Here is a 22119-nt window from a genome sequence, read left to right as displayed (position 1 = left end):
AACAGGCAGCCCGGTTTCCGGACGTGCTGGCAGGTCGGTCGATCCCGTTGCAGCGTTGCAGCGAACCCTTGGGCGGGCATGGCGCTCCCGTGTGGCGCCCTGTGACAGAGCGGCGGAAGATCACCAAGGCTTGGGGGTCCGATTTGCGCCGAACCACTAGATGATGAATCACCCGCGGGATGAGGTCAACGCCCGATTAAGGCCCCGGTTACCAAATCGGGGATTGTACGCAGGCCCGCAAAACCCGCGACGCGTGGACAAAGCTTGAGTCGCGCGGCCTGCAACCCCCAAACTGAATCTGTGAAGAAATATATGGGGAGCGATCGGCGCTTATCCAACCATGCGTCTTTTGCATGCGACCTGCTGCGATTGTTGCGCCTCTCGATGGGCGCGCGGGCAGACGATCGATGCCGGGGTGCGTTTTTGCCACACCACCGGAAAAACACGAGCATCCTGCAACCCATGCCATCGCCGGCACGTCATTTGCGGCTTTACCGATTTAGATAAGTGCTTATATAGATGCCTATGCAAATGACGCTTGGAACCCAGTTGAGGCATTTGATCGAACTACTCGATGGCGCAGTGCAGCGCAATTACGCGGCGATGGGCCTGGCCTACCGGCCCCGCTACACCCCGATCATGCGCGCGCTGATGGCGCAGGAACCGTCCAGCCTGGGAGACGTCGCCCAATGCGCGGGCATCACCCAGCCGGCTGCAAGCCAGACAGTGGCCCTGATGATCGCAGATGGCCTCATCGAGACGGCACCCTCCACCGACGGCCGGCAGAAGCTGCTGCGCCTGTCTCCCGCAGGTCGAGCCATCGCGGACGAATTACGGAAAGCCTGGGCCTGCACCGCAATGGCGGCGCAAAGCCTCGACGATGATTTGCCGACGCCGCTCACCGGCCTTTTGGCGGAGGCCATCAAAGCTCTCGACGCGAAAAGCTTCGACGAGCGCATTCGCAGCGCACAAGCTTTGAAGAACGCACAAAAGGACGCAAAATGAGCGGTATTGCAACGTATTCCGGGTCGCTGGATCTGGGCGACAAGGGGATCTTGAAACCGGGCCCCCTGCTCTGGCTTCGCAGCATCGCCTGGATGGTCGGCTTCAGCATCCTGCTGGTCCTGTCTTTCGGCCCGCTCGGACAATTCATGAGCGACACGCTGCCAAAAGACGCGCCCGAATTGCGTTTCATGGCCCGGGTCTTCGGCGCGCTCGTCGCGCTGGCGGTTTACGTCCTGCTTGTCCGCTGCGTGGAAAAGCGCGCCGCGACCGAGCTTTCGATCGGCGCAGCGCCGCGCGAACTCGCGCTCGGTCTATTGCTCGGGATGGTCATGTTCTGCGCAGTCATGGCGATCCTGACAGGCAGCGGGCTTTACGAGGTAAGCTTCAAGGGGTTCGAGCCAGCCTGGAAATCGGCGGGAGCTGCTATCGAGGCCGGGATCGTCGAAGAACTGCTGGTGCGCGGCGTCATTCTCCGCCTGCTCTGGCGCGCGTTCGGACCGGCTGCCGCCTTCGTGGGTTCGGCGATGCTGTTCGGGGCGGGCCATCTGCCGAACAATGGTGCAAGCCTGTTCGCCGCCATCTGTCTGGCGATCGAGGCGGGCGTGATGCTCGGCGCATTCTATGCGCTGACGGGGCGGCTTTGGATCTCCATCGGTATCCATGCGGCCTGGAACTTCACGCAAGGGTATGTGTTCGGCGCGGCGGTTTCCGGGGGGAGCCTGGGCGCCTCGTTCGCGACCAGCACAGCGGTCAGCGGCCAGCCCGATTGGCTGACGGGGGGCGCGTTCGGACCGGAAGCCTCGCTGGCCGCGCTTGCGGTCTGCGGAACGGTCGGCCTGGCGGCGATGTGGCTTTCCTGGAAAGCCGGTAGATTCGGCACGCGCCCCGCATCCCCTGCGGACGAAAGCCACGCGGCCTTGGCCACCGCCTGAAAGCGACGCCCTCAGCCGATTGACCTAAACAGGCACCGCAGACCGGACGCTCTCCCTACGCTTCGTCAGCAATCGCCTGCGCGGTCTTGTAATCGGGCTTGCCGTTGTTGAGCCGGAGCGAGCGGTCGGTGAGGACGTAGCGCCGCGGGATCTTGTATCCGGCCAGCCCCGCGCGGGCATGCGCATCGAGCGCGGCATCATCCACCGCGCCCTCAGGCTGCACCACGGCAACGATCTTGCGGCCGAACCGCGGGTCGGGGAGGCTGACGACCCGCACATCCTTGACCCCCGGATGGGTCAGAAGCACCGCTTCGACCTCCTCGGGGAAGACCTTTTCGCCGCCGGTGTTGATGCACATGTTGTCGCGGCCGATGAATTCGAGGCCGCCGTCCGCCGCCCAGCGTGCACGGTCACCGGTCATCAGCCAGCGCTGGCCGCCGATCACGGGGAAAGTGGCGGCGTTCTTTTCGTCCTCGCCGAGATAGCCCAGCGGCAGCGGCCCGGTGCGCGCGACGATGCCCACGCCCTCGCTGCCCGGTGCGATCTCGTTCAGCCCTTCATCGAACAGCTTCGTCTCGCGGCCCGGCAGCGGCTGGAACTTGCCCCCGCCGCTCGAACCTGCGGCGGTGGTGATGACGACGCCCGTGCCCGAACTTTCGGATGATCCCAGCGCGTCGACGATCGTAAGCTGCGGCAAGTGCGCGATTAGGCGCTGCTTCAAGGCGGGCGAAAAGACTGCGCCCGAGGAGACGATCTGGCGCAGCCGCGACAGGCCCTGAGCCAGTTCAGGCCGCGCATCAAGCCGGTCGGCGAGCGGCAACGCAAAGGCATCGCCGACGATGAACATTCCCCGCGCACCGAGCCGCGCGGCTTCATCCAGTGCCAGATCGGCATCGAACCTGGGCGCGGGCAGCAGCGCCAGCGTGCCGCCTTTGAGCAGGTGGATCACCGCGGTAAATTGCCCCGCCCCGTGCATCAGCGGCGAAAGCAGCAACAGCGGCGAGGTGCTGGCGGGGTGATCAGGCGTGATCCGCACGGCTTCGGCGATCTGATCGTCGAGCGAGCCGGCCACCAGCGGCGGTGTGCCCGGCGGGCGCTGCCAGACGCCGATGTTGAACGCTTGCCACGCCTGATCCATCGGCCACATGACCGCCTTGGGCATGCCGGTGGTGCCGCCCGTCGCGGTCAGGAACAAGGCGGCGGGATCATCGTGGACCGCGAAATCCGTGCCGACACGCGTGTCGCACAAACCCGCCCAGTCCGCGCTGCCCACCTCCACGGTCAGCGCCCCTTGCGGCATGGCGGCGCGCGTGTCGCCGGCAAATTCGGCTTCGGTGAACAGCGCCTTCAACCCGAAGCGGGTGAAGATATCGGCCAGTTCGCGCGGGCGGTAATGGTAGTTGACGTTGACCGGCACCACCCCTGCCTTCACGCAGCCGAACCAGGCGATGAGATAGTCGGGCGTGTTGCGCAGCGCCTGTCCGGCAATGTCGCCGGGGCGCAGCCCGCGCGCGGCGAGCCCTGCGGCGATGCTGTCGCTCAGCGCGTCGAGCTCACCCCAGGTGACGACGCGGTCCCCGTGCACCAGCGCGGGTCGACCGGGCGCGATCGCCGCCGCCAATGCTTTCAACACCCCGCCGAAATTCGCGCCCGAAAATGCCATGCCCGGTATCTCTCCCTGTCTCTTTCGCTAGCCCCGGTGCGGCCCGCTTTCCCCTAGGTAAATGATCAGGGACAATGCGGATCTTTCCGTTACACTCCCGAATCAGAAAACAAAGAGAGGAGCAAGGCCCGGCAATGGCTACGAATGTTGTCGAACTGCGCACGCCGCAAGGTCGCGAATCGCTCGATCTGCTGCTCGAACAGGTCACGATCACCTGCACCGAAGACATCCACGATGCCGCAGTCAATCTGGCCCGGATCGCGCAGGAACGCGGCATGCAGATCGCGGTGTGCGACGACATCTCCTCGAAGGAGCCGATGGTCGATGCCGACGGCACGATCCTCAACGCCGACATCTTCCGCTGGCTGGATGACGGCGCGCGCTGGTGGGAGGATCACCGCCTTGCGCTCCATTCGCCGCTGCCGCGCGCGTGCCGCTATGAAAGCGAGCCGTTCTGGGTCAGCCGCCACGGGTTCAACACGCGCTGGCGCAATCACTATCTTGCCGAAATCGAACTCAACGATTTCGAACGGCGCGCGCTGTGCAAGGCGGCGATCGTGATCCCGGTGCATCTGCCTTTCGGCCAGATTTCGGCCAGCAGCTTCATCAGCATGGACAAGGAAAAGGAAGACCTCTCGGCCGAGTTCGCCGAATATGGCGCGCTGTTCGCGATGGTGACGCGCTGCTTCGTCGCCGGCTACGTCCAGGCCAACCGCACCAAGCGGCGCATCCCGTCGGACTGCGTGCTGTCCAAGCGCGAGGTCGAGTGCCTGCGCTGGGCGGCGATCGGCAAGACCGACAAGGAGATCAGCATGATCTTGAGCCGGTCGCACGCGACGATCCGCTACCATATACACCGCGCAGGCGAGAAGCTGGACAGCGTCAACCGCGCGCAGACGATCTTCAAGGCGGGGCAGCTGGGATACCTGGGGGCGAGCGATTGATTTGCGACCCCGCCTCCGCGGGGTCTTCCTCGGTGCTGTTTCCTCCGCTTCGCTACGGAGCACCTGCGGCTCGCGCGCGTGCGCTCGCGGCCCTGCGGGCCGATACAGCGCTTCCATAAGCGGGTGGGGATGGTTCGACGCCGCAGGCGTCGCAAGCCCGAACGGGCGCCCGCAGCGACGCGACCGTCAGGTCGCATGAGCGAGGACCGCGCGCCCGCAAGGGCGTGCGGAAAGTCATAAACGCCGCAGCGGCTCCGATCCATCCCAGCCCACGCCCGCGGCCTTGATCATCCCGAACAGGTCGGGGCCGTCCTTAGCCTGCTGGAGTATCTCAACCAGCGTCCCCGGCCCGCCCCCGGCATCGACATAGATCACCTCGCTGGTGCCGAACGCCCCCTCGATCACCACCTCGGCCCCTTCCGCCTCACACACGGCGCGGGCGTGGGCGAGGTCGTCGACCAGGATGCACACGTGGTGCAGCCCGTTACCGGTCGCGCCATATTCCCCGCGGTAGATCGAGGGGTGATCGTCCCGCGGGCGGATCAGTTCGATCTGCATGTCGCCCCAATAGGCGAGCGCCAGATCGAATACCGCCTCGGTCGGTGCCCCGCGGTATTTCATCCCTTCAAGATGGATGCCTTCGATGAGGAAGAACGGCCCCACCCCCATCACTCCCGTCCAGTGCCGCACCGCCGCGTCGAAATCTGCCGGCACGAAGGCCAGTTGCATGATCGCCCCAAGGTCTGCGATCTTCCCCTGAAGGCCCATCTTCCTCTCCAATCCGCTAGGGTGTCCTCGCGCCGAAGCTGTGTGATATTCCGTTTTCGAGACACTCTGCAAAGTGCGAGGACGAGCGAGCAGGATGAACGAGATCAAGGATATCGCCCGCGGCGATCGCTGCCCGGGGCTCAGCTATACCGACATGCTCAACGGCGACACCCGCCGCGCGCCCGATTACCTGTTCGAAGAATCGCATATCGACATGGGCGACCATCCGCTGCCCGTGGCGCCCTATATTTCCGAGGAATTCGCAAGGGCCGAACGCGAGCGGATGTGGCCCAATGTCTGGCTGTTCGCCGCGCGCGAGGATGAAATGCCCGATGCGGGCGATACGGTGGTGTTCGACATCGCGGGCAAAAGCTTCCTGCTGGTGCGCCAGAAGGACGGCGGGGTGAAGGCCTTCTACAACGCCTGCCTCCACCGCGGGCGCAAGCTGCGCACCGCAAGCGGGCCGTCGGTGCAACTGCGCTGCCCCTTCCACGGCTTCACTTGGAGGAACGACGGGTCGTTGAAGGAAATCCCCTGCGCATGGGATTTCAAGCACCTCGCGGCCAAGGACATGGACTTGCCGCAAGCGCGCGTCGAGTTGTGGCAGGGCTTCGTGATGCTCACCGAGAACCACGATCTGCCCGATTTCAAGACCTGGCTTGGCCCGGCGGCTTCGCATTACGAACGCTACGACTTTGCAAACCGCTACACCGGGATGTGGGTGCAGAAGAAGATCCCTGCCAACTGGAAAGCCACCGCCGAGGCCTTCATGGAAGCCTGGCACTCGATCACCACGCACCCGCAGCTGCTTGCCTTCCTCGGCGATGCCAACACGCGGTATGATCTGATCGGCGACCACTTCAACCGCGCGATCACGCCCTCCGGGGTTCTCAGCCCGCACGTGAAGGGCAAGAATTCAGACTATGTGCTCGAAAAGATGAACGAGTTTTCGGGCGGCGACGATGCCAAGACCAACCGCCGTTTCAACGCCAGCGAACAGCCGGTCGACGGCTACGACGCCGACGATCCGCTCGCCGCGCGCAAGGTGCTGGCCGAAGCCGGGCGCAAGGGCTTTGCCGAGAATTACGGCCATGACTATTCGGACGCCGCCGACACCGAAATCCTCGACAATTTCACCTACAACATCTTCCCCAATTTCGCGCCGTGGATCGGCTTCCTGCCAACGCTGGTCTACCGCTGGCTGCCGGGCGACACCCCTGACTGGTGTATCATGGAAATCCGCCTGCTGTTCCCCACCAAGAAGGGCGAGCAGCGCCCCCGCGCGGTGGCGCCGACCTATATCCCGGACGATGAGCCCTTCGCCTGGGCGAACGACATCATGGGTCCGCAGCTTGCCAATGTGTTCGATCAGGACATGGCCAATCTGCCCTACGTGCAGGAAGGCATGAAGGCGATGAAGGACGGGTTGATGGAGCTGGGCCACTATCAGGACAGCCGCGTGCGCCACTTCCAGACCACGCTGATGAAATATATCGACGGAACGCTGCCTGCGGTCCAGTAAGCGCGCATGGGCTTTTCGTTCGATCTTCAGGGGCGCACCGCGCTCGTCACCGGCGCGTCGTCGGGCCTTGGCACCCGGTTCGGGCGCATGCTTGCCGCGAGCGGCGCGAAGGTGGCGCTGGGCGCACGGCGGGCCGACCGGCTGGCGGCGCTCGCGGCGGAAATCGGCTCGGCTGCCGCCGCGGTCACGATGGATGTCGCGCGCGAGGCGGATATCGTCGCCGGCTTCGATGCGGCCGAAGCGGCGTTCGGGCCGGTCGATACCGTGATCGCCAATGCCGGTGTGGACGGCGCAGGCATGGCGACCGCCATCTCCGAGGAGGAGATCGAACGAACGCTCGCGATCAATCTGAAAGGCGCGATCCTGACCGCCCGCGAAGGCGCGCGGCGGATGCTGGCGCACAAGGTGACGAACGGCCGGATCGTGCTGATCGCCTCGATTACCGCCACCGAACCTTCGCCCGGCCTCGTCGCCTATGCCGCGAGCAAGGCAGGTGTGGTGCAGGCGGGGCGCACGCTGGCGCGCGAATGGGCGCGCAGCGGCATCAACGTCAACACCGTCTCGCCCGGCTATATCCGCACCCCGATCAACGATGCCTGGTTCGATACCGAGGGCGGGCAACGCCAGATCGCCAAATTCCCCAAGCGGCGACTGATGGGCGAAGACGGGCTGGATGCGATGATCCTGTTCCTGTGTTCGGAGGCGTCCGAGTTCGTCACCGGCGCCAACTTCGTGCTCGACGACGGGCAGACGCTCTGATCCCCTGTCAGGGCCGGTGTCGGGGCCGGACGGCGTGCTCGCGCCCCGATTAACCACATCTTGTGCAGATCCTGCCATGATCGCGTCCGGGGCCATTGCAGCGACACGGGCATGAATGCCATGTGTGCTGTCATGAAAAGCGCGGGAGGGGTGCTTTGCTGGAATTGCTGGGCGCATTGGCGGGGGAGACCCTGTCGCTCTCGTTCAAGCCATCGCGCCAATACCGCGTGTGGATCGTCGAGCGGCCGGGCACCAGCCTGCCCCCGCCCGCACTTGCGCGGCTGAAACAGGATTGCGAGGCCGTGGTTCGCGCCTGCCTTGGCGGGGAGAGCCTCGATTATGGCCTGTTCGCCGAAGACGGAAGCGCGTGGGATCGCAGCGTCATCACGCTGGTCACCCGGCTGTCCGACAACCGCGCGGTCGCTTTCAACGCGATGCCGCAGCTTGCCGTCACGCGTGCGGGCGGCGAGGATTGCGTGCTGCATCTGGGGCTGGTGATGGTCGATCCCGAAGAACGCAGCGGCGGATTGTCGTGGATCCTCTACGGCCTCACCTGTTTTGCGCTGTTCCTGCGGCAAGGGATGCGCCCCTTGTGGGTAAGCAGCGTGACGCAGGTGCCCGCGGTGGTCGGCATGGTCGCCGAAACCTTCAGCAATGTGTTCCCTGCGCAAGGCGGCACCCCGCAAAGCTTCACGCACAAGCATCTGGCGCACCAGATCATGCGCCGCCACCGCCATGCTTTCGGCGTGGGGAAGGATGCCGGCTATGATCCCGATCGGCAGGTGATCACCAATGCCTATACCGGCGGGTCGGACAATCTGAAGAAGACCTTCGCCATCGCCGCCAAGCATCGCAAGGTGGCCTACAACGCCTTTTGCGAGACCGAACTCGATTATGCGCGCGGCGACGACGTGCTGCAGATCGGGTCGATCGACCTTGCCGCAGGCCAACGTTTCCTGTCGCGCAGCGTGCCCCGCAGCGCCTTGCCGCAACTCGCCGTGCAGGCGGCAATGGTGCTGGCCGGCGCGGTGCTGGCCCCGCTGATCCAGTGGCTCGATCCAACCCGCCGCTACAACCGATTGAGGCCGCTGCCATGACCGCCTTCACCTATGCCGAGATGACCACCCGCAACCGCGGCTTCGTGAGCGAGGCCGAACAGGCGCGCCTTCGCGAAGCCTGCGTATTCATCCCCGGCGTCGGCGGGATGGGGGGCGCTGCCTTCATGGCGCTGGTGCGCGCGGGCGTGGGCCGCTTCGTGATCGCGGATCTCGATGTGTTCGAAGTGTCGAACCTCAACCGCCAGCTGTTCGCGCGCGCGGACACCATCGGCCAGCTCAAGGCCGAGGCCGCCGCGCGGCTCGCGCACGAGATCAATCCCGAATTGCAGATCGAAGTGCTGGGCCGCGAATGGACGGGTCGCCTGCCCGACATCCTCCCGCGCGTCGCGGTGGCGATCAACGGCACCGATGATGCGGCGGCGGGGGCGGAGTATTACCGCCAATGCCGTGCGCATGGCCGCACGCTTATCGATGCCTATGCCGCGCCGCTGCCGTCGGTCACGGTGGTGCGCCCGGGCGATCCCCGGCTCGAAGAACGGCTCGGCTACCCCACCGTGGGCGTGCCGTGGCAGGCGATCACCAAGGATATGGGCGTCGAATGCCTGATGAAGGAGATCGAATATGTCCTCGTCCATTCCTCCAGCCACAAATATGTCGATCTGGATGTTGCGGGCGAGGTTGCGGCGGGCAAGCGGTCGCGCTTCAGCTTTTCGACGATAGTGACGTTTGCGGGCACCATGATGGCGGAGGAAGCGATCCGGGTGATCCTCGGCCGCCCGGGCGGCACCGATTATCGCGGCTATTTCTTCAACGCGCACGCCCAGCGGGTCGAGCGCCCGCTCAGTGCCCCGCTCGCCTTTGCCAAGCGCGCGCTGGTGCGGCGCTTCATGGCACGGCTGCTCGCCGAATGACCGCGATCGGCGCGCTGCTGACCGCGATCGGCATCGCTGCCGCAGTGATTGCGCGCGTCGGTGTGGCGCGCGCGGCACGCGGCGGCGGGGTGGCAGGGCATCTGGCGCGGCTGCTGACGCTGATCGCGCTGCTGCTGGCGCTGCGGCTGGCGGGTTTTGCGCTGCCCTCGCCGGTGGTCACCGCACTGACGATGGCGGTCGCCGCATGGCTCCCGCTGATGACACTGCGGCTTGCCGAGGAACTGGTGCGCCGCCACGCACCGCGCGCGGTCAAGCTGCTGGCGTTGGGCGGTGCGGGCGCCTTCACGTTCCTTGCAGTGACTTTCGGACTGGTGTGGACGGGGCCTGCGCTGATCGCGCTCGCGCTGTTTCAGGCGGCGGTCATCGCCGCGATCCTGCTCCATCTGCTGCGCCAGCGCGCCTCGGTCTCGCTGGCAGAGCGGCGCGCGGCCGATATGCTCGCGCTGGCCTTCGGACTGGCGCTGCCGCTGCTGGCGACCGATTTTGCCTGGGCCTTTCCGGGCCTTCCCTTTCGCGGCGGGCCGTTTGCCGCGCTGGTCTTCGTGCTGGCCTGTTCGCGCCTTGCGGGACGCGCGAGCCGGCCCTTGCGGCTGCTCGGCGATCTGGCGCTCGCGGTGGGGGCTGGCGGGCTTGCCGCGCTGTCTGCGCAGCTTGCCGCCGCCCCCGCTGCGCTCGCAATCGCGCTAGCCGCCACCGCGGGCGCGGCTGCGGCGCTGGTGCTGCTCGCCGAACGGTTTGCCAGCGCCGGCACGCAGGGCGAGGCGCTGCTTCCTGCGATTGCACGCGCCGCGCCCGATGAAACCGCGATCCTTGCCGCGCACCCGCTGCTCGCCAGCGCGCAGTCTGTCAGCCCCGAGGCGCTGGCCGATCTGCCCGGCGATCTGGTCTGCGCGCTCGCGGCCAGACCCGTGCTGACCGCCGCGCGCGATCCGGCAAGCGACGCGGCGACGGGCGCGGCGCGCGAGTTGCTCGCCCGCTACGGCGCGAGCCACCTCCTGCGCCTGGCGCCCGATGCCACCGGCCCGCGCTTTCTCGCGATATCGGGCGGCGCGCTGGGCGAAGCGCAGCTGACCCAGGAACTCACCCTCATAGCTCGGCTCCTGGAGCGCGCCCCATGACCCTGACCCTGCGCGAAGGCGATGCGAGCGCCTTTTTCGAAGCGCCCTTCAACGCCTATCCGCGCAGCGTCGGCTATGTCTCGCCGATGCGCGGCGACATCCTGCGGATGCTCGATCCGAAGAAAAACCCGCTGTGGACCAGCGGCAATCCCTACCGCTTCTGGACCGCGCACCGCGATGGCAGGCCGATCGGGCGGATCATCGCGCACATGCACCATCAGTCGAACCAGCGCTGGGGCTGGAACCGCTGCCAGTTCGGCTTCTTCGACTGCGCCGACGATCCCGAAGCCGCGCATCTGCTGCTGGACGCCGCCGAGGGCTTCGCGCGGGATCAAGGCACCACAGAGTTGGTCGGCAACTTCAACCTCACCGCGATGCAGCAATGCGGGGTGATGACTGCCGGCTTCGACGAGCCCGCCTATACCGACATGATTGTCGGCCCGCCGTGGCTGCCGGGGATCCTGGAGGCGAACGGCTTTGCGCGGCTGTTCCCGATGACCACCTTCGAAATCGATCTCGCCGCCGCCGCGCCGCCGCCTGCGCGGCTGGACCCGGCGCATTTCACCTTCGCCCCGATCCGCAAGGCGGCCTTCCCCGAACGGATGGAGGAAGCACGCCTGTTGCTCAACGATGGTTTTGCCGAGAACCCGATGTTCGTGCCCCTGACGGCGGAGGAGTTCCGGTTTCAGGCGGGCGAACTCAGCACGATCCTCGACCCGCGCCTGTCCTCCGTGGTCAAGCAGGACGGGGTGCCCGTGGGCGTGATCATCGCGATCCCCGATTTGAACGGTTTCCTCAAGGCGACCCGCTCGCGCATCGGGCTCACAACCCCGTGGCATTTCCTGCGCTACCGCATGAACCGCCGCCGCGCGGTGATCATCTTCTATTCGGTCGCCCGCGCCGCGCACGGGCAGGGGATCATGAGCGCGATGCTCGCCGAGACATTGGGACGGGTGCGCGCGGCGGGATACGAAAGCATCGGCGGCACGTGGATCGCGGACGAGAATCCCGCAAGCCTCAGGCAGGTCGAGAAGATGAACGGCCGGTGGCTGCACAAGCTCCACCTGTTCCGCAAGGCCATCGCATGACCGCCGAAATACTCCGCCAGATCGTAGCGAGCGCGACCGCTGCGCCCAGCGTCCACAATGTCCAGCCCGCGCGCTGGCGGATCGAGAGCGCGGATCTCGTGCTGCTGGAGGACACCAAGCGGCGGCTCGCGGTGGGCGACCCGCGCGGCAATGACGCCGCGATCAGTCTGGGGGCGGCGGCAGAGGGCGCGGTGATTGCAGCCTCGGGCTTTGGGCTGCGCGCACATGTTACGCGGCTTTCGGGCGATGATCGCAGCGGGTTGCGCCCCGTTGCAAGGCTCGTCTTCAGCCCCGGCGCTTCGCCCGATCCGCTGCTCGCAGTGCTGGGAAAACGCGCCTCGTGGCGCGGCGGGTTCCAGCCGCCATCGGCGCAGGACCACGCCGCAGCCTGTGCGCTGGCGGGGGAGGACCGGACGATCATCACCGATCCCGCCGCGATCGCCGCCGCTGCCGCGCTGTATGACCGGGCGAGCTATGCAATCATGCGCGGCGGTGCCTTCCGCGCCGAACTGCGCCACTGGATGCGGCTCAACCGGAGCCACCCGAGATGGTCGCGCGACGGGCTCAATGCTGAGGCGATGCGGCTTTCGCGGATCGAAGCGATCGGCGCCGGCGCGGTGCTGGGGCCGCTGTTCGCCCCGCTGGCCGCGCTGCGCCTTGCGCCCGCATTGCTCGCCGAGGCCAAGGGCTTTGCCAACGCCGCCGCGCTCGTGCTGTTCCACCGCGCCGCAAGCGAAGACCCATTCGAAAGCGGGCGCGCGTTCCACCGGCTGTGGCTGGAAGTCGATGCGGGCGGGCTTGGCGGCAATGTGCTTGCCGCGCTCGCCGATGATCCGGACGCCGCAGCATCGCTTTGCCGGACACACGCGATCCCCCCGCGCCGCCGCCTTGTCAGCGCGCTGCGGATCGGCCGCCGTGACGGCGCGCCTTTCGCGCGCGCGCGGCTCCCCTTGACCGAGGTGCTGGTGCGTTAAAGCAGCTTGAGAAATTCGAGCAGCGCCGCCCGATCCGCCGTAGAAAGCGCGCTGCCGTAGCTGTGCCCCCGGTTGCCGAGACCCGGCGCGCGCGTTTCGACCCATTGCGGCAGCGCGAAAGGCACATAGCCCGCCGGATAGCGCCCCTCTGCGGTCAGCCTGATCCCCACCGTCTCCCAGTCGAGCGCATGGCCGCCAACCATGAAACGGGCCGGGCGCAGCACAGGATCGAGCAGCGCGGCAAGGCTGGGCACCGACCCGTTGTGAAGATAGGGCGCCGAGGCCCACAGTCCGGCGAGCGGCGGCGCGGCATAGCCCTCCCCCCGCCGCACCGAAATCGCCGCGCGATAGGCCGAGGTGCGGATCGCACCCGCCAGCCCTTCGTCCAGCGCCTGCGCGCGCAAGGGGTCGGTGCCGACATCGCCGACCCAGTCGGGGAAGGAGGCCAGCCGTGGCGCGCCGCCGTTCCAGTCGAACCTGCCGTGGCACGCGGCGCAGCCCCGTTCGTAGATCGCAGCGCCGCGCGCGGCGGCGGCCATGTCGCGCGGGCCGGGGAAGGCTTGCGGGCGGTAGTCGGCCAGCCACGCGAAAATCGCGCGGGCTTGCGGGATGTGGCGCTGCGCCTCCTCCGGCCGCACCCCCATGCTGGGAACGGTGAAGAAACTGGTGATCGCGGCCAGTTCGCGCCGATCGGCCCGGCCCGACGGCGCGGCATAGGCCCCGTCGGCCAGCAGGCGGCTGCGATGATGGCGTAAGCCAAGATCGGGGATCGAGACAAACCCGCGATCCCCCGCCCCGCCGCCCAGCAACGGCGTGCCGGTCTGCAATTTCAGCGCGGCCACCCCGTTGGTCGCACCCGGCAGCCCGTTGGGAAAGGGAAGCGCGCGCGGCGCTGCGGCGAGCCCTTCGAGCCTGCTCTTCGCCAGCGGCAGCACGATCCAGCGCAGCGAGGCGCGCTCCTGCCAGCCCATGTCCGGGAACAGCGTGTCGGCCATGTCGAGCAGCGCCGGATCGCCCGCATGGCGGCGCAGCGCCACGAAGATCGCCTGCGTGTAGCCCTCCAGATCGAGCGAGGTGTTCGCCATTCCCAGCACCGCGCGGTCAGGCTGCGGCGTGCCGTCGGGCGCATAGGCGACCCCGGCATGGCACGCCGCGCAGCCCAGATTGGCGACCTCGACCCGCGCGCCGCCCACCGGCGCGATAAACCCGTGGGTCATGCCCAGCGGCTTTTTGTTCAAATTCAGGCGCGTGCCCGGCGGCAGGCCCCGGATCGTGGCGGGATAGAGGAACCCGAAGCGGGCAAGCACGCGGCGCAAGGTGGCCATATCGGCAGGCGCGCTCGGATCGCTTTGCCGTTCTTCGAGCACCAGCGCGGCCGCGACCAGTTTGAACGGAACCGCATTGGTTTCCAGCGCGGTCTGCGAAATCCCGCCGAAGCCATGCCCGGCAAAGGCTGCCGCGCCCTGCTCGGCGATGCCGGCAGCGGCGGGAAGGACCGGTGCGGCGCGCGATTCGCCGTCGGGCTGGCGGGCCAGCAGCGCAAAGCCGGCAAGGCCGACAATCCCGGCCAGCCCCGCCAGCGGCAGCCTGCCCAGCCTCACGCGTTGCGGGCGTGGGCGACGATCTCGCTGGCGATGCGCGGGATCAGCGGGACGGGGATATCATGGCCCCAGCCCGGATAGGTCACCAGCCGCGCGCCCGAAATCGCCTTGGCGGTGGCCTCGCCGCCCTCGCGCTTCACCAGCGGATCGGCCTCGCCGTGCAGCACCAGCGTCGGCGTGCGAACGGCGGCGAGCCGCGAAGTGCGGTCGCCATCGTCGATGATCGCGGCAAGCTGGCGCGGGAGCCCGGCGGGATAGACGCTGCGGCGGATATTGCGCAGCACCCGCTCGCGCTGTGCCGCCTCGTCGAAGGGGAACTCCGCGCTCGGCGGCGAGCCGATATTGCGCACGATGTTGAGCCCGTGCGCGATCACGACCTCTTCCTCCATCCCTGGCAGCGGCGCGGTGAGCGCGTCGATCGCGTGCTTTTCGGCCTGCGGCAGTTTGCCGCTGCCGGTGGTCGACATGATCGAGGTCATCGACAGCAGGCGTTCGGGGTGGTGGATCGCCATCAGCTGGACGATCATCCCGCCCATCGAGGCGCCCACGACATGCGCCTTGTCGATCCCGAGACCAGACAACAGCCCGATCCCGTCGTCGGCCATGTCCTTGAGGGTATAGGGCACGCGCGCGGGGAAGCCGATCTTCTTGCGCAGCACCTGGATCGCCGGGCTGGGCGCGCGCGCGCCGTCGAACTTTTGCGACAGGCCGATGTCGCGGTTGTCGTAACGGATCACGCGGAAGCCATCGCCCACCAGGGCTGCGACCAGTTCGTCGGGCCACAAGGTCAGTTGCGCGCCCAGACCCATCACCAGCAGGATCACCGGCGCGTCAGGCGCGCTCCCCTGCGGCAGATTGTCCTCGTAGAAAAGTTCGATGCCGGTGTTGGGCGTGACGAGCGTTGGCATGGGCGGTTCGGGTCCTCTCTCAGCCTGCGCGGTTCACTTCCATGCAGGTCCTGCGATATCGAAGCCGCGTTGCTCCAATTGGTCAAGCACCCCTTGCTTTTCCGCCAACACCCTGAGCGGCACGACCGCGAGCGTGGTGCCGCTGGCGGCGCTGGCTTCGGCGATGCTGGTGACCCAGATCGTGCGCAATTCGCTGCCCAGCGTGTCGTCCGCCCACGGCCAGCACTGGCCCAGCGCGCCTTCGAGCGGGTTCGCCATCACCGCCGCGATCCGGTAGCGCCGCCAGTCGGCCGCGCGGCTCTCGACGATCTGCGGCCCGGCCTCGACCGCATCCATCGCGGCATCGAGGCAGGCGATATGCGCTTCTGGCGGCGCATCGGCGAGGTTGTCGATGATATCCTCGCCGCGCAAGGTGGCCGCGCGGGTGGTGGGCACCTTGGCCTTGTCGGCGGCCTTGCGCACCACGTCCGAAGGCTCGTCCGCAGTGTCGCGGTTGAAGCGGAGCTGTTTTCTCAGCATCTCGAACGCGGTCAGCAGGAAGGACTGGCGCGCATAATCCTCGCCATGCGCGGTGCCGAGCGCTTGCAATCGCGCCCATTGTTCGGGCGTCAGGTATTGGCTCGCCTGCGATTTGTCGGGCAGCCTGGTGAACTTCGATCCCGAAAAGATCAGCCGCAGCACATCGCCCGGCGACACCTTGGGCCGCGCGCCAAGGATCACGCGGTCGGCGGCGCGGGTCGCTTCCTCCAGCCGCGCAGGCTCCCACGGGGTGGACTTGGGGATCGCCCGGATCTCGCCGACGAGGATGACGGTGCCGGTCGCGGTATCGATCGTCCACATCGGCGCGCCCGAGCGTTGCGCGGTGACGACGATGGCGTTTTCGGATTCGGTCGGCGCGGGCTCTTGTGCGGCAAGAGGGGTGGCCAGCAGCGCCGCAACACCCGCAGATACACAGAACCGTTTCATCGCCAGCGCCCCCATTCGTTCAATCGTTTACCCTGTGCCCGCCAGGCTGTGAACGCTGTCCGAACGCCCTCGCGCGCTAAGGCACCAGCACCGTATCCTTGGCCTCATCCGCGAGCGCGGGGTAATCGAGCGTGTAGTGCAGCCCCCGGCTCTCCTTCCGGCGGAGCGCCGACTGCACGATCAGCTCGGCGGCTTGCAGCAGGTTGCGCAGTTCGATCAGATCGGTCGTCACCCGGAATGCGCCGTAATAATCCTCGACCTCGCGTTTCAGCAGTTCGATCCGGCTCGCCGCGCGTTCCAGCCGCTTGGTGGTGCGCACGATACCGACATAGTTCCACATGAAGCGGCGGATTTCGGTCCAGTTCTGCTTGATGACGACCTCTTCGTCCGAATCGGTCACCCGGCTTTCGTCCCACGGCAGGATGGCGGGCGGCGCTTCCAGCGTGTCCCAGTGCGCGAGAATGTCCTGCGCCGCCGCCTCGCCGAAGACGAAGCATTCGAGCAAGCTGTTCGACGCCAGCCGGTTCGCGCCGTGCAGCCCGCTTTCGGTGCATTCGCCCGCGGCCCACAGCCCCGGCACATCGGTGCGCGCGGCAAGATCCACCACCACCCCGCCGCAGGTATAGTGCTGCGCCGGCACCACCGGGATCGGCTGCTTCGTCATGTCGATGCCCAGACCCAGCAGCTTTTCATGGATCGTCGGGAAATGCCCGCGCACGAAATCTTCGGGCTGGTGGCTGATGTCGAGATGGACGTAATCGAGGCCGAACCGCTTGATCTGGTCGTCGATCGCGCGGGCGACCACATCGCGCGGCGCAAGCTCCATGCGCTCGGGGTCGTAATCGACCATGAAGCGCCTGCCCGTTTCGGGGTGGAGCAGATGCCCGCCCTCGCCGCGCACCGCCTCGGTGATGAGGAAATTCTTGACGTCGAGATTGTAGAGGCAGGTCGGGTGGAACTGCATCATCTCCATGTTGGAGACGCGCGCGCCTGCGCGCCAGGCCATCGCGATGCCATCGCCGGTTGCGCCGCGCGGCGCGGTGGAGAACTGGTAGACGCGGCCCGCGCCCCCGGTCGCCAGCACCGTCGCGCGCGCCAGATGGCGTTCGACATGGCCGCTTGCCTCGTCGAGCGCATAGACGCCCCACACGCGCCCGGCGGCCGAGAACGCCTCGCGGTGGCGGTCGGTGATGAAGTCGATGCAGGTGCGCCCGGGCAGCAGCGTGATGTTGGGATGATCCTCGGCGGCCTTGAGCAGCGCCGATTGCACCGCCCAGCCGGTCGCATCGTCGACATGCACGATCCGGCGGTGCGAATGGCCGCCTTCGCGCGTGAGGTGGAGCGCGTGCTCCTCGCGGTTGAACGGCACGCCAAGCTCGCACAGGCGGTCAATCGATTGCGGCGCGCGTTCGATCACGAATTCGACCGTCTCGCGGTCGTTCAGCCCGGCGCCCGCCACCATCGTATCGCGGATGTGGTCCTCGAAGGTGTCGCCGGCATCGAGCACCGCGGCGATCCCGCCCTGCGCCCACGCGGTCGACCCGCCGGTCAGCGATCCTTTGGCGAGCACCAGCACCCTGACGCTCGGTGCGAGCGCCAAGGCCGCTGTCAGCCCCGCCGCGCCAGAGCCGATTACCAGCACATCGTAGGGCTCGTTCCGTCCGCCGTGTTTTGCCATGGCCATGCCTTGCCGTGCAAACACGGCACGAGCAAGAGCCAAGCCAGTCACACGGGCGTAAGCTCGCATCCCCAAAGCAATTCTGCGCGGTTTGCGGCACAGCAAGATACTATTTGATCAGAGCAACGCGATCCGGCCGGAGAGCCGGGCGCACGGGTGAGAGGATCGATCAGAATATTCCCCCCTTCAAAAGGCGAGGAGGATTTGTCGATGTCAGTTCTCTCTCAAGTTCTTTGCCGGTTAAATCGGCACAGCCCCGTTCGCCGGGATGTTGTCTGGAATGGCCGCAGTTACATCGGCCTGTGCCGGGACTGCGGTGCGCCGATCGCGCGGATCAGCCGCAACAACTGGCATCGCCACGAAACCGATCAGGCACCATCCGGCAATACCGCCGGGCGGTAACCGCCGCGCCCGGTCAGGCCGCCGCTGCGGTCAATTGGACGAACACATCCTCCAGATCGGCTTCGCGGGTGGTGACATCCTCGATCACGATCCCCTGCGCCTGGAGAATGCCCAGCACCTGCCCGGCGTTGAGGCGGTCTTTGTCATAGGTGACCTCGACGCTGCGCGCCCCGTCCCATTCGACCTTGCCCAACGCGTCGTGATGCGGCGCGGATGAAAGATCGGATGCGGCGGTGACCACCACGATCTTCTCGCGCGCCATGTCGACCAGTTCGCGGGTCGGCTTGTCCGCGATCACCCGGCCATGGTTGATGATCGCGATCCGGTCGCACAGTTCCTCGGCCTCTTCGAGGTAATGCGTGGTCAGCACGACGGTCACGCCTTCGCGGTTCAGCTCGCTCACCAGTTCCCACAATTGCCGGCGCAGATCGACATCGACCCCGGCGGTGGGTTCGTCGAGCACGAGGATCGGCGGCGAATGGACCATCGCCTTGGCGACCAGCAGCCGCCGCTTCATGCCCCCCGACAATGTGCGCGCATAGGCATCGCGCTTGTCGGCCAGACGCACGGCTTCGAGCAGCGCCTGCGACCGGCGCAGCGCAGCCGGGATGCCATAGAAACCGGCCTGGTTTTCCAGCACCTCGAAGGGCGTGAAGAACGGGTCGAACACGATTTCCTGCGGCACGATCCCGATCGACCGGCTGGCATTGCGGCGATGCCGGTCGATGTCGAAGCCCCAGATATCGATGTTTCCGCCGGTCTTGTTGACCAGCCCGGCCATGATGTTGATCAGCGTCGATTTGCCCGCGCCATTGGGGCCGAGCAGACCGAAAATCGACCCCTGCGGCACATCGAAACTGACCCCGTCCAGCGCCAGTTTGCCCTGCGAGACCGCGCCGTTCGCGGCCTTTGCGGGGGCATAGCGTTTGACCAGATTGTCGATGCGGATCGCGGGCTGGGATGACATGGCTTGCGGCCCTACCGCCTTTGCAGGCTGCGGGGCAAGCGCAACCATGCCGCCGCTTTCCTACTGCCATCGCGACTGGCAGGATCAGGGGCATGGTCTTCGTCTGCACCGCCTTCGCTGTCCCGCCGCTGCCGCGTCTTCATGCAGGGGCCGGTTTTTGCGTTCTGGACACTGTCTCATGTGTCTCCAACACTCGCGCGGCGGGCGTTGCAAAGCGATTGAACTGGCGCTTGGGGAAGAGTATCGGCGGGCCATGAGCATTCCACCTCCTGAAACCCTGTTGGTCGAAACCCGCCGCGTCGCCTGCGACGGGGCCAGCGGCATCCGCGGCATGGCAGGCTTTCGCCCTGCGGCGCTCGGTCATCCGCGCGTGTTCCTCGAAATCGACGAGCGCGGTTATGTCGACTGCGGCTATTGCGACCGGCGCTTCGTGCTGAAAGGCGGCGTGGCCGATGGCGCGGATCAGGCGCGCCTTCCCGATATCGCAGAGGGTGCCAGCCCGGGTTGAATGCCGTCCTGCGGTCAGGCCCGGTTCAGCCGCCTTGTGACAGAGTGATGCCCGCAATGCTTGGGGAGAATCGCCGATGATCCGCATGTCCCATCACTCGAAAGCCCTGATCGGCTGTCTTGCCGCCGCGCTTGCGATGGCGGGCGGTGCAAGCCTTTCGGCACAGGCCACCGCGCGGGCGCAGGGCGATCTCGAAGCCGAGGTTTCCGAAGAGGCGCCGAGCGCGGGCGAGCAAAAGCTGGCCAAGCTGCTCGAAGGCCGCGTCGCGGGCGCGCCGGTGCGGTGCATCAACACCCGGCCCTCGCAGCCGATGCGGACGATCGAGGGCGTTGCCTATGTCTATGGGTCGGGCAACACGATCTATGTCCAGCGCACCCGCGATCCGGACGAGATCCGTGACAGGAACATCCTGATCAGCGACCGCGTGACCGGTTCGCAGATGTGCCGCACGGATCTGCTGCGCGCTGTCGATCAGTTCAGCGGCTTCTTCATGGGCCCGGTGTTTTTCGAAGACTTCGTGCCTTATACGCGCGTCAAGGCGGCAGGCATGTCCACCGGCGGGTAAGCGCCGCGTTCTGCCATCACCACGCGCGCGGTGTGCCGGCATTCGGCGAAGCAGTCGTGCTCGCCGGGTGCGGGATCCGGGATGCCTTCCGCGGATGCGGGCTCGCATTCGCCAGCCCCCTCTCCGGAGGACAGCGCGATCTGGTGAAGCGCATCGCTGCTCAGATCGCACAGGATCTGCTCGGCCCGGCGATAGGCCGAGATCTCCTCGTGCATCGCCCCCAAGGCGCTTGCACTGGCGAGTTCGTCTCCGCGATAATCGGCATTTGCGCAGGCGCTGCAATGACACGACGGGCGCGCGGGCGCATCGTGCGGCCTGATCGCGAGCGCCAGCCGCGCTGCGGCCTCGCCGGTGACCGCAGCGGCGCGATCGACCACCGCCATGGCATTCCCCTGCCACCGCCCCAAAGTCCATGCCGCGAGCCCCACGCACATCATCATGCCGGCCAGCGCTGCTGGGCCCCCTGGAATATCCATCACCACCGCTCCGTCCAAGTCAGCCGGCAAGCCTCCCGAAGCCGACCGGTATCATGCAAACCGACGCATGCCATCGACTCCCCCCGGAATGGATGCAGCGCGCGCGCCATTGTGACGCAAGGATGCGGTTCAGATAATGCGTTGAACTACCTAGCGGACATTGCGTAGGTGCGCAGTGGAGCCCGCGATCAGGCGCGAGCCATGGCATGCATCCGGGCGATGATCTCCTCGGCCTGCAGCATGATCCGGTCGATCAGTTCCTGACAGGTGGGAATGTCGTTGATCAACCCTGCGACCATCCCGCAACTCCACGCGCCGGCATCCATCGTGCCTTCCTGCATGATCTTCGGATACACCCCGGCGACCTCGGGCAGAATGTCCTGGATCGTGATCGCATCGCCCAGCGCGCGCTCCTTTTCGAGCAGCCGCTCGACCGCGGCATTGTTGAGCACGCGCTCGGTGTTGCGCAGCGGGCGCATCACCAGCCGGGTGTCGAGTTCGCTCGCCGCCAGGATCGCCTGCTTGACGTTTTCATGCACCGGAGCCTCCTTCGTGGCGATGAAGCGGGTGCCCATGTTCATCCCCTGCGCGCCCATCGCGAGGCTGGCGACAAGGCTGCGCCCGTCGGCCATCCCGCCGCTCGAAACGAAGGGAATTTCCAGCTCGTCCGCCGCGCGCGGCAGCAGGATGAAGTTGGGCACATCGTCCTCGCCCGGATGCCCGCCGCATTCGAACCCGTCGACGCTCACCGCATCGCAGCCGATGTCCTGCGCCTTCAAAGAGTGGCGCACCGAGGTGCACTTGTGGATCACCTTGATCCCGGCATCCTTGAGCGGCGGGAGCAGATCGACGGGGTTGCGCCCCGCAGTCTCGACCACCTTCACCCCGCCATCGATGATCGCCTTTACCAGCCCCGGATAATCGGGCGGGGTCAGCGTCGGCAGGATCGTCAGGTTCACGCCGAAGGGCTTGTCGGTCATGTCCTTGCACCGCGCGATCTCGTTCGCGAGCTTCTCGGGCGTGCCCTGCGTGAGCCCGGTGATCACCCCCAGCCCGCCGGCGTTGGACACAGCAGCCGCCATTTCGGCAAGGCCGACATGATGCATGCCCCCCTGGATGATCGGGTGCTGGATGCCGAACATTTCGGTGATGGCGGTCTTCATGGCGGTATCTCTCCGGTGGCAATGGCGTGTTTGAAAGCCAGACAAGCGGAGTTGCGCGGAGCTTTCAAGCCCGCTTTTGGCAGTGCGCCGGCGCGATGCGCGATGTCGTAGCGTCAGGGCGC

At 66.8% G+C, this 22119-nt stretch carries 21 protein-coding genes; 12 read left to right on the top strand and 9 right to left on the bottom strand.

Features of this window, described 5'->3' with window-relative positions; genetic code table 11:
• Positions 1-525 precede the first annotated feature (525 nt).
• Together A9D12_RS05810 and A9D12_RS05805 are read left to right on the top strand one after the other, a co-directional pair.
• Positions 526-1005 carry a MarR family winged helix-turn-helix transcriptional regulator gene (locus A9D12_RS05810; protein ID WP_082925619.1) on the top strand — a complete coding sequence of 160 codons (480 nt, stop codon included), beginning with the start codon at positions 526-528 and terminating at the stop codon, positions 1003-1005.
• Positions 1002-1937: a CPBP family intramembrane glutamic endopeptidase gene (locus A9D12_RS05805; RefSeq protein ID WP_068350453.1), complete on the top strand. Its 936-nt coding sequence runs from the start codon at positions 1002-1004 to the stop codon at positions 1935-1937. The genes A9D12_RS05810 and A9D12_RS05805 overlap by 4 nt, the downstream gene beginning before the upstream one ends.
• A gap of 55 nt (positions 1938-1992) precedes the next feature.
• Here A9D12_RS05805 and A9D12_RS05800 read toward each other — a convergent pair whose 3' ends face one another.
• Positions 1993-3600, bottom strand: coding sequence for an AMP-binding protein (locus A9D12_RS05800; RefSeq protein WP_068350452.1), 1608 nt, complete (start codon positions 3598-3600; stop codon positions 1993-1995).
• A gap of 134 nt (positions 3601-3734) precedes the next feature.
• Here A9D12_RS05800 and A9D12_RS05795 point away from each other — a divergent pair, with 134 nt between their 5' ends.
• Positions 3735-4544, top strand: coding sequence for a helix-turn-helix transcriptional regulator (locus tag A9D12_RS05795; protein ID WP_068350451.1), 810 nt, complete (start codon positions 3735-3737; stop codon positions 4542-4544).
• Between the two features lie 234 nt (positions 4545-4778).
• On the opposite strand, the gene A9D12_RS05790 is transcribed toward A9D12_RS05795, so the two are convergent.
• Complete coding sequence (locus tag A9D12_RS05790; protein ID WP_068350450.1) at positions 4779-5312, bottom strand: VOC family protein; 534 nt, start codon at positions 5310-5312, stop codon at positions 4779-4781.
• A gap of 94 nt (positions 5313-5406) precedes the next feature.
• Here A9D12_RS05790 and A9D12_RS05785 point away from each other — a divergent pair, with 94 nt between their 5' ends.
• The 7 genes from A9D12_RS05785 to A9D12_RS05755 all read left to right on the top strand — a co-directional run bounded on the left by A9D12_RS05785 (position 5407) and on the right by A9D12_RS05755 (position 12763).
• On the top strand, positions 5407-6834 hold the full coding sequence (locus tag A9D12_RS05785) for an aromatic ring-hydroxylating oxygenase subunit alpha (RefSeq protein ID WP_068350449.1): 1428 nt from the start codon (positions 5407-5409) through the stop codon (positions 6832-6834).
• A gap of 6 nt (positions 6835-6840) precedes the next feature.
• Complete coding sequence (locus A9D12_RS05780) at positions 6841-7593, top strand: SDR family NAD(P)-dependent oxidoreductase (protein ID WP_068350448.1); 753 nt, start codon at positions 6841-6843, stop codon at positions 7591-7593.
• Positions 7594-7748: 155 nt separating this feature from the next.
• On the top strand, positions 7749-8690 hold the full coding sequence (locus A9D12_RS05775) for a hypothetical protein (RefSeq protein WP_082925411.1): 942 nt from the start codon (positions 7749-7751) through the stop codon (positions 8688-8690).
• The gene (locus tag A9D12_RS05770) at positions 8687-9562 is read left to right on the top strand and encodes a HesA/MoeB/ThiF family protein (RefSeq protein WP_068350446.1); all 876 of its coding nucleotides are present in this window, start codon (positions 8687-8689) and stop codon (positions 9560-9562) included. Before A9D12_RS05775 ends, A9D12_RS05770 begins: the two co-directional genes overlap by 4 nt.
• Complete coding sequence (locus A9D12_RS05765; protein ID WP_068350445.1) at positions 9559-10701, top strand: hypothetical protein; 1143 nt, start codon at positions 9559-9561, stop codon at positions 10699-10701. The genes A9D12_RS05770 and A9D12_RS05765 overlap by 4 nt, the downstream gene beginning before the upstream one ends.
• On the top strand, positions 10698-11789 hold the full coding sequence (locus A9D12_RS05760) for a GNAT family N-acetyltransferase (protein ID WP_068350444.1): 1092 nt from the start codon (positions 10698-10700) through the stop codon (positions 11787-11789). Before A9D12_RS05765 ends, A9D12_RS05760 begins: the two co-directional genes overlap by 4 nt.
• Positions 11786-12763 (top strand): hypothetical protein, encoded by a 978-nt coding sequence (locus tag A9D12_RS05755; protein ID WP_068350443.1) that lies wholly within the window; start codon positions 11786-11788, stop codon positions 12761-12763. The genes A9D12_RS05760 and A9D12_RS05755 overlap by 4 nt, the downstream gene beginning before the upstream one ends.
• Here the strand turns inward: A9D12_RS05755 and A9D12_RS15125 are convergent.
• From A9D12_RS15125 to A9D12_RS05730, 5 genes are all read right to left on the bottom strand, one after another.
• Entirely contained in the window at positions 12760-14364 is a 1605-nt protein-coding gene (locus A9D12_RS15125; RefSeq protein WP_068350442.1) for a c-type cytochrome, read from the bottom strand. The two genes, A9D12_RS05755 and A9D12_RS15125, sit on opposite strands and share 4 nt — an antisense overlap.
• On the bottom strand, positions 14361-15272 hold the full coding sequence (locus A9D12_RS05745; protein ID WP_068350441.1) for an alpha/beta fold hydrolase: 912 nt from the start codon (positions 15270-15272) through the stop codon (positions 14361-14363). Before A9D12_RS05745 ends, A9D12_RS15125 begins: the two co-directional genes overlap by 4 nt.
• Positions 15273-15305: 33 nt before the next feature.
• A complete protein-coding gene (locus tag A9D12_RS05740) occupies positions 15306-16238 on the bottom strand; it encodes a TraB/GumN family protein (RefSeq protein ID WP_068353782.1) in 933 nt (310 codons plus the stop codon).
• A gap of 76 nt (positions 16239-16314) precedes the next feature.
• Positions 16315-17922, bottom strand: coding sequence for an L-aspartate oxidase (nadB, locus tag A9D12_RS05735; RefSeq protein WP_231889704.1), 1608 nt, complete (start codon positions 17920-17922; stop codon positions 16315-16317).
• Between the two features lie 409 nt (positions 17923-18331).
• Positions 18332-19285 (bottom strand): ABC transporter ATP-binding protein, encoded by a 954-nt coding sequence (locus A9D12_RS05730; RefSeq protein WP_068350440.1) that lies wholly within the window; start codon positions 19283-19285, stop codon positions 18332-18334.
• Positions 19286-19538: 253 nt separating this feature from the next.
• Between A9D12_RS05730 and A9D12_RS05725 the strand changes: the two genes are divergently transcribed.
• Together A9D12_RS05725 and A9D12_RS05720 are read left to right on the top strand one after the other, a co-directional pair.
• The gene (locus tag A9D12_RS05725) at positions 19539-19793 is read left to right on the top strand and encodes a zinc-finger domain-containing protein (RefSeq protein ID WP_068350439.1); all 255 of its coding nucleotides are present in this window, start codon (positions 19539-19541) and stop codon (positions 19791-19793) included.
• A gap of 76 nt (positions 19794-19869) precedes the next feature.
• Positions 19870-20358, top strand: coding sequence for a hypothetical protein (locus A9D12_RS05720; protein ID WP_068350438.1), 489 nt, complete (start codon positions 19870-19872; stop codon positions 20356-20358).
• On the opposite strand, the gene A9D12_RS05715 is transcribed toward A9D12_RS05720, so the two are convergent.
• Together A9D12_RS05715 and A9D12_RS05710 are read right to left on the bottom strand one after the other, a co-directional pair.
• Positions 20316-20834: a hypothetical protein gene (locus A9D12_RS05715; protein WP_068350437.1), complete on the bottom strand. Its 519-nt coding sequence runs from the start codon at positions 20832-20834 to the stop codon at positions 20316-20318. The two genes, A9D12_RS05720 and A9D12_RS05715, sit on opposite strands and share 43 nt — an antisense overlap.
• A gap of 188 nt (positions 20835-21022) precedes the next feature.
• Positions 21023-22042, bottom strand: a complete 1020-nt coding sequence (locus tag A9D12_RS05710) for an NAD(P)H-dependent flavin oxidoreductase (RefSeq protein WP_257737052.1) — start codon at positions 22040-22042, stop codon at positions 21023-21025.
• Positions 22043-22119 lie beyond the last annotated feature (77 nt).

Origin of the sequence: Erythrobacter neustonensis, from assembly GCF_001663175.1 — a bacterium.
In the GTDB taxonomy this organism is placed as follows: Bacteria; Pseudomonadota; Alphaproteobacteria; order Sphingomonadales; family Sphingomonadaceae; genus Erythrobacter; species Erythrobacter neustonensis.
This window is presented reverse-complemented; position numbering and strand designations above follow the sequence as displayed.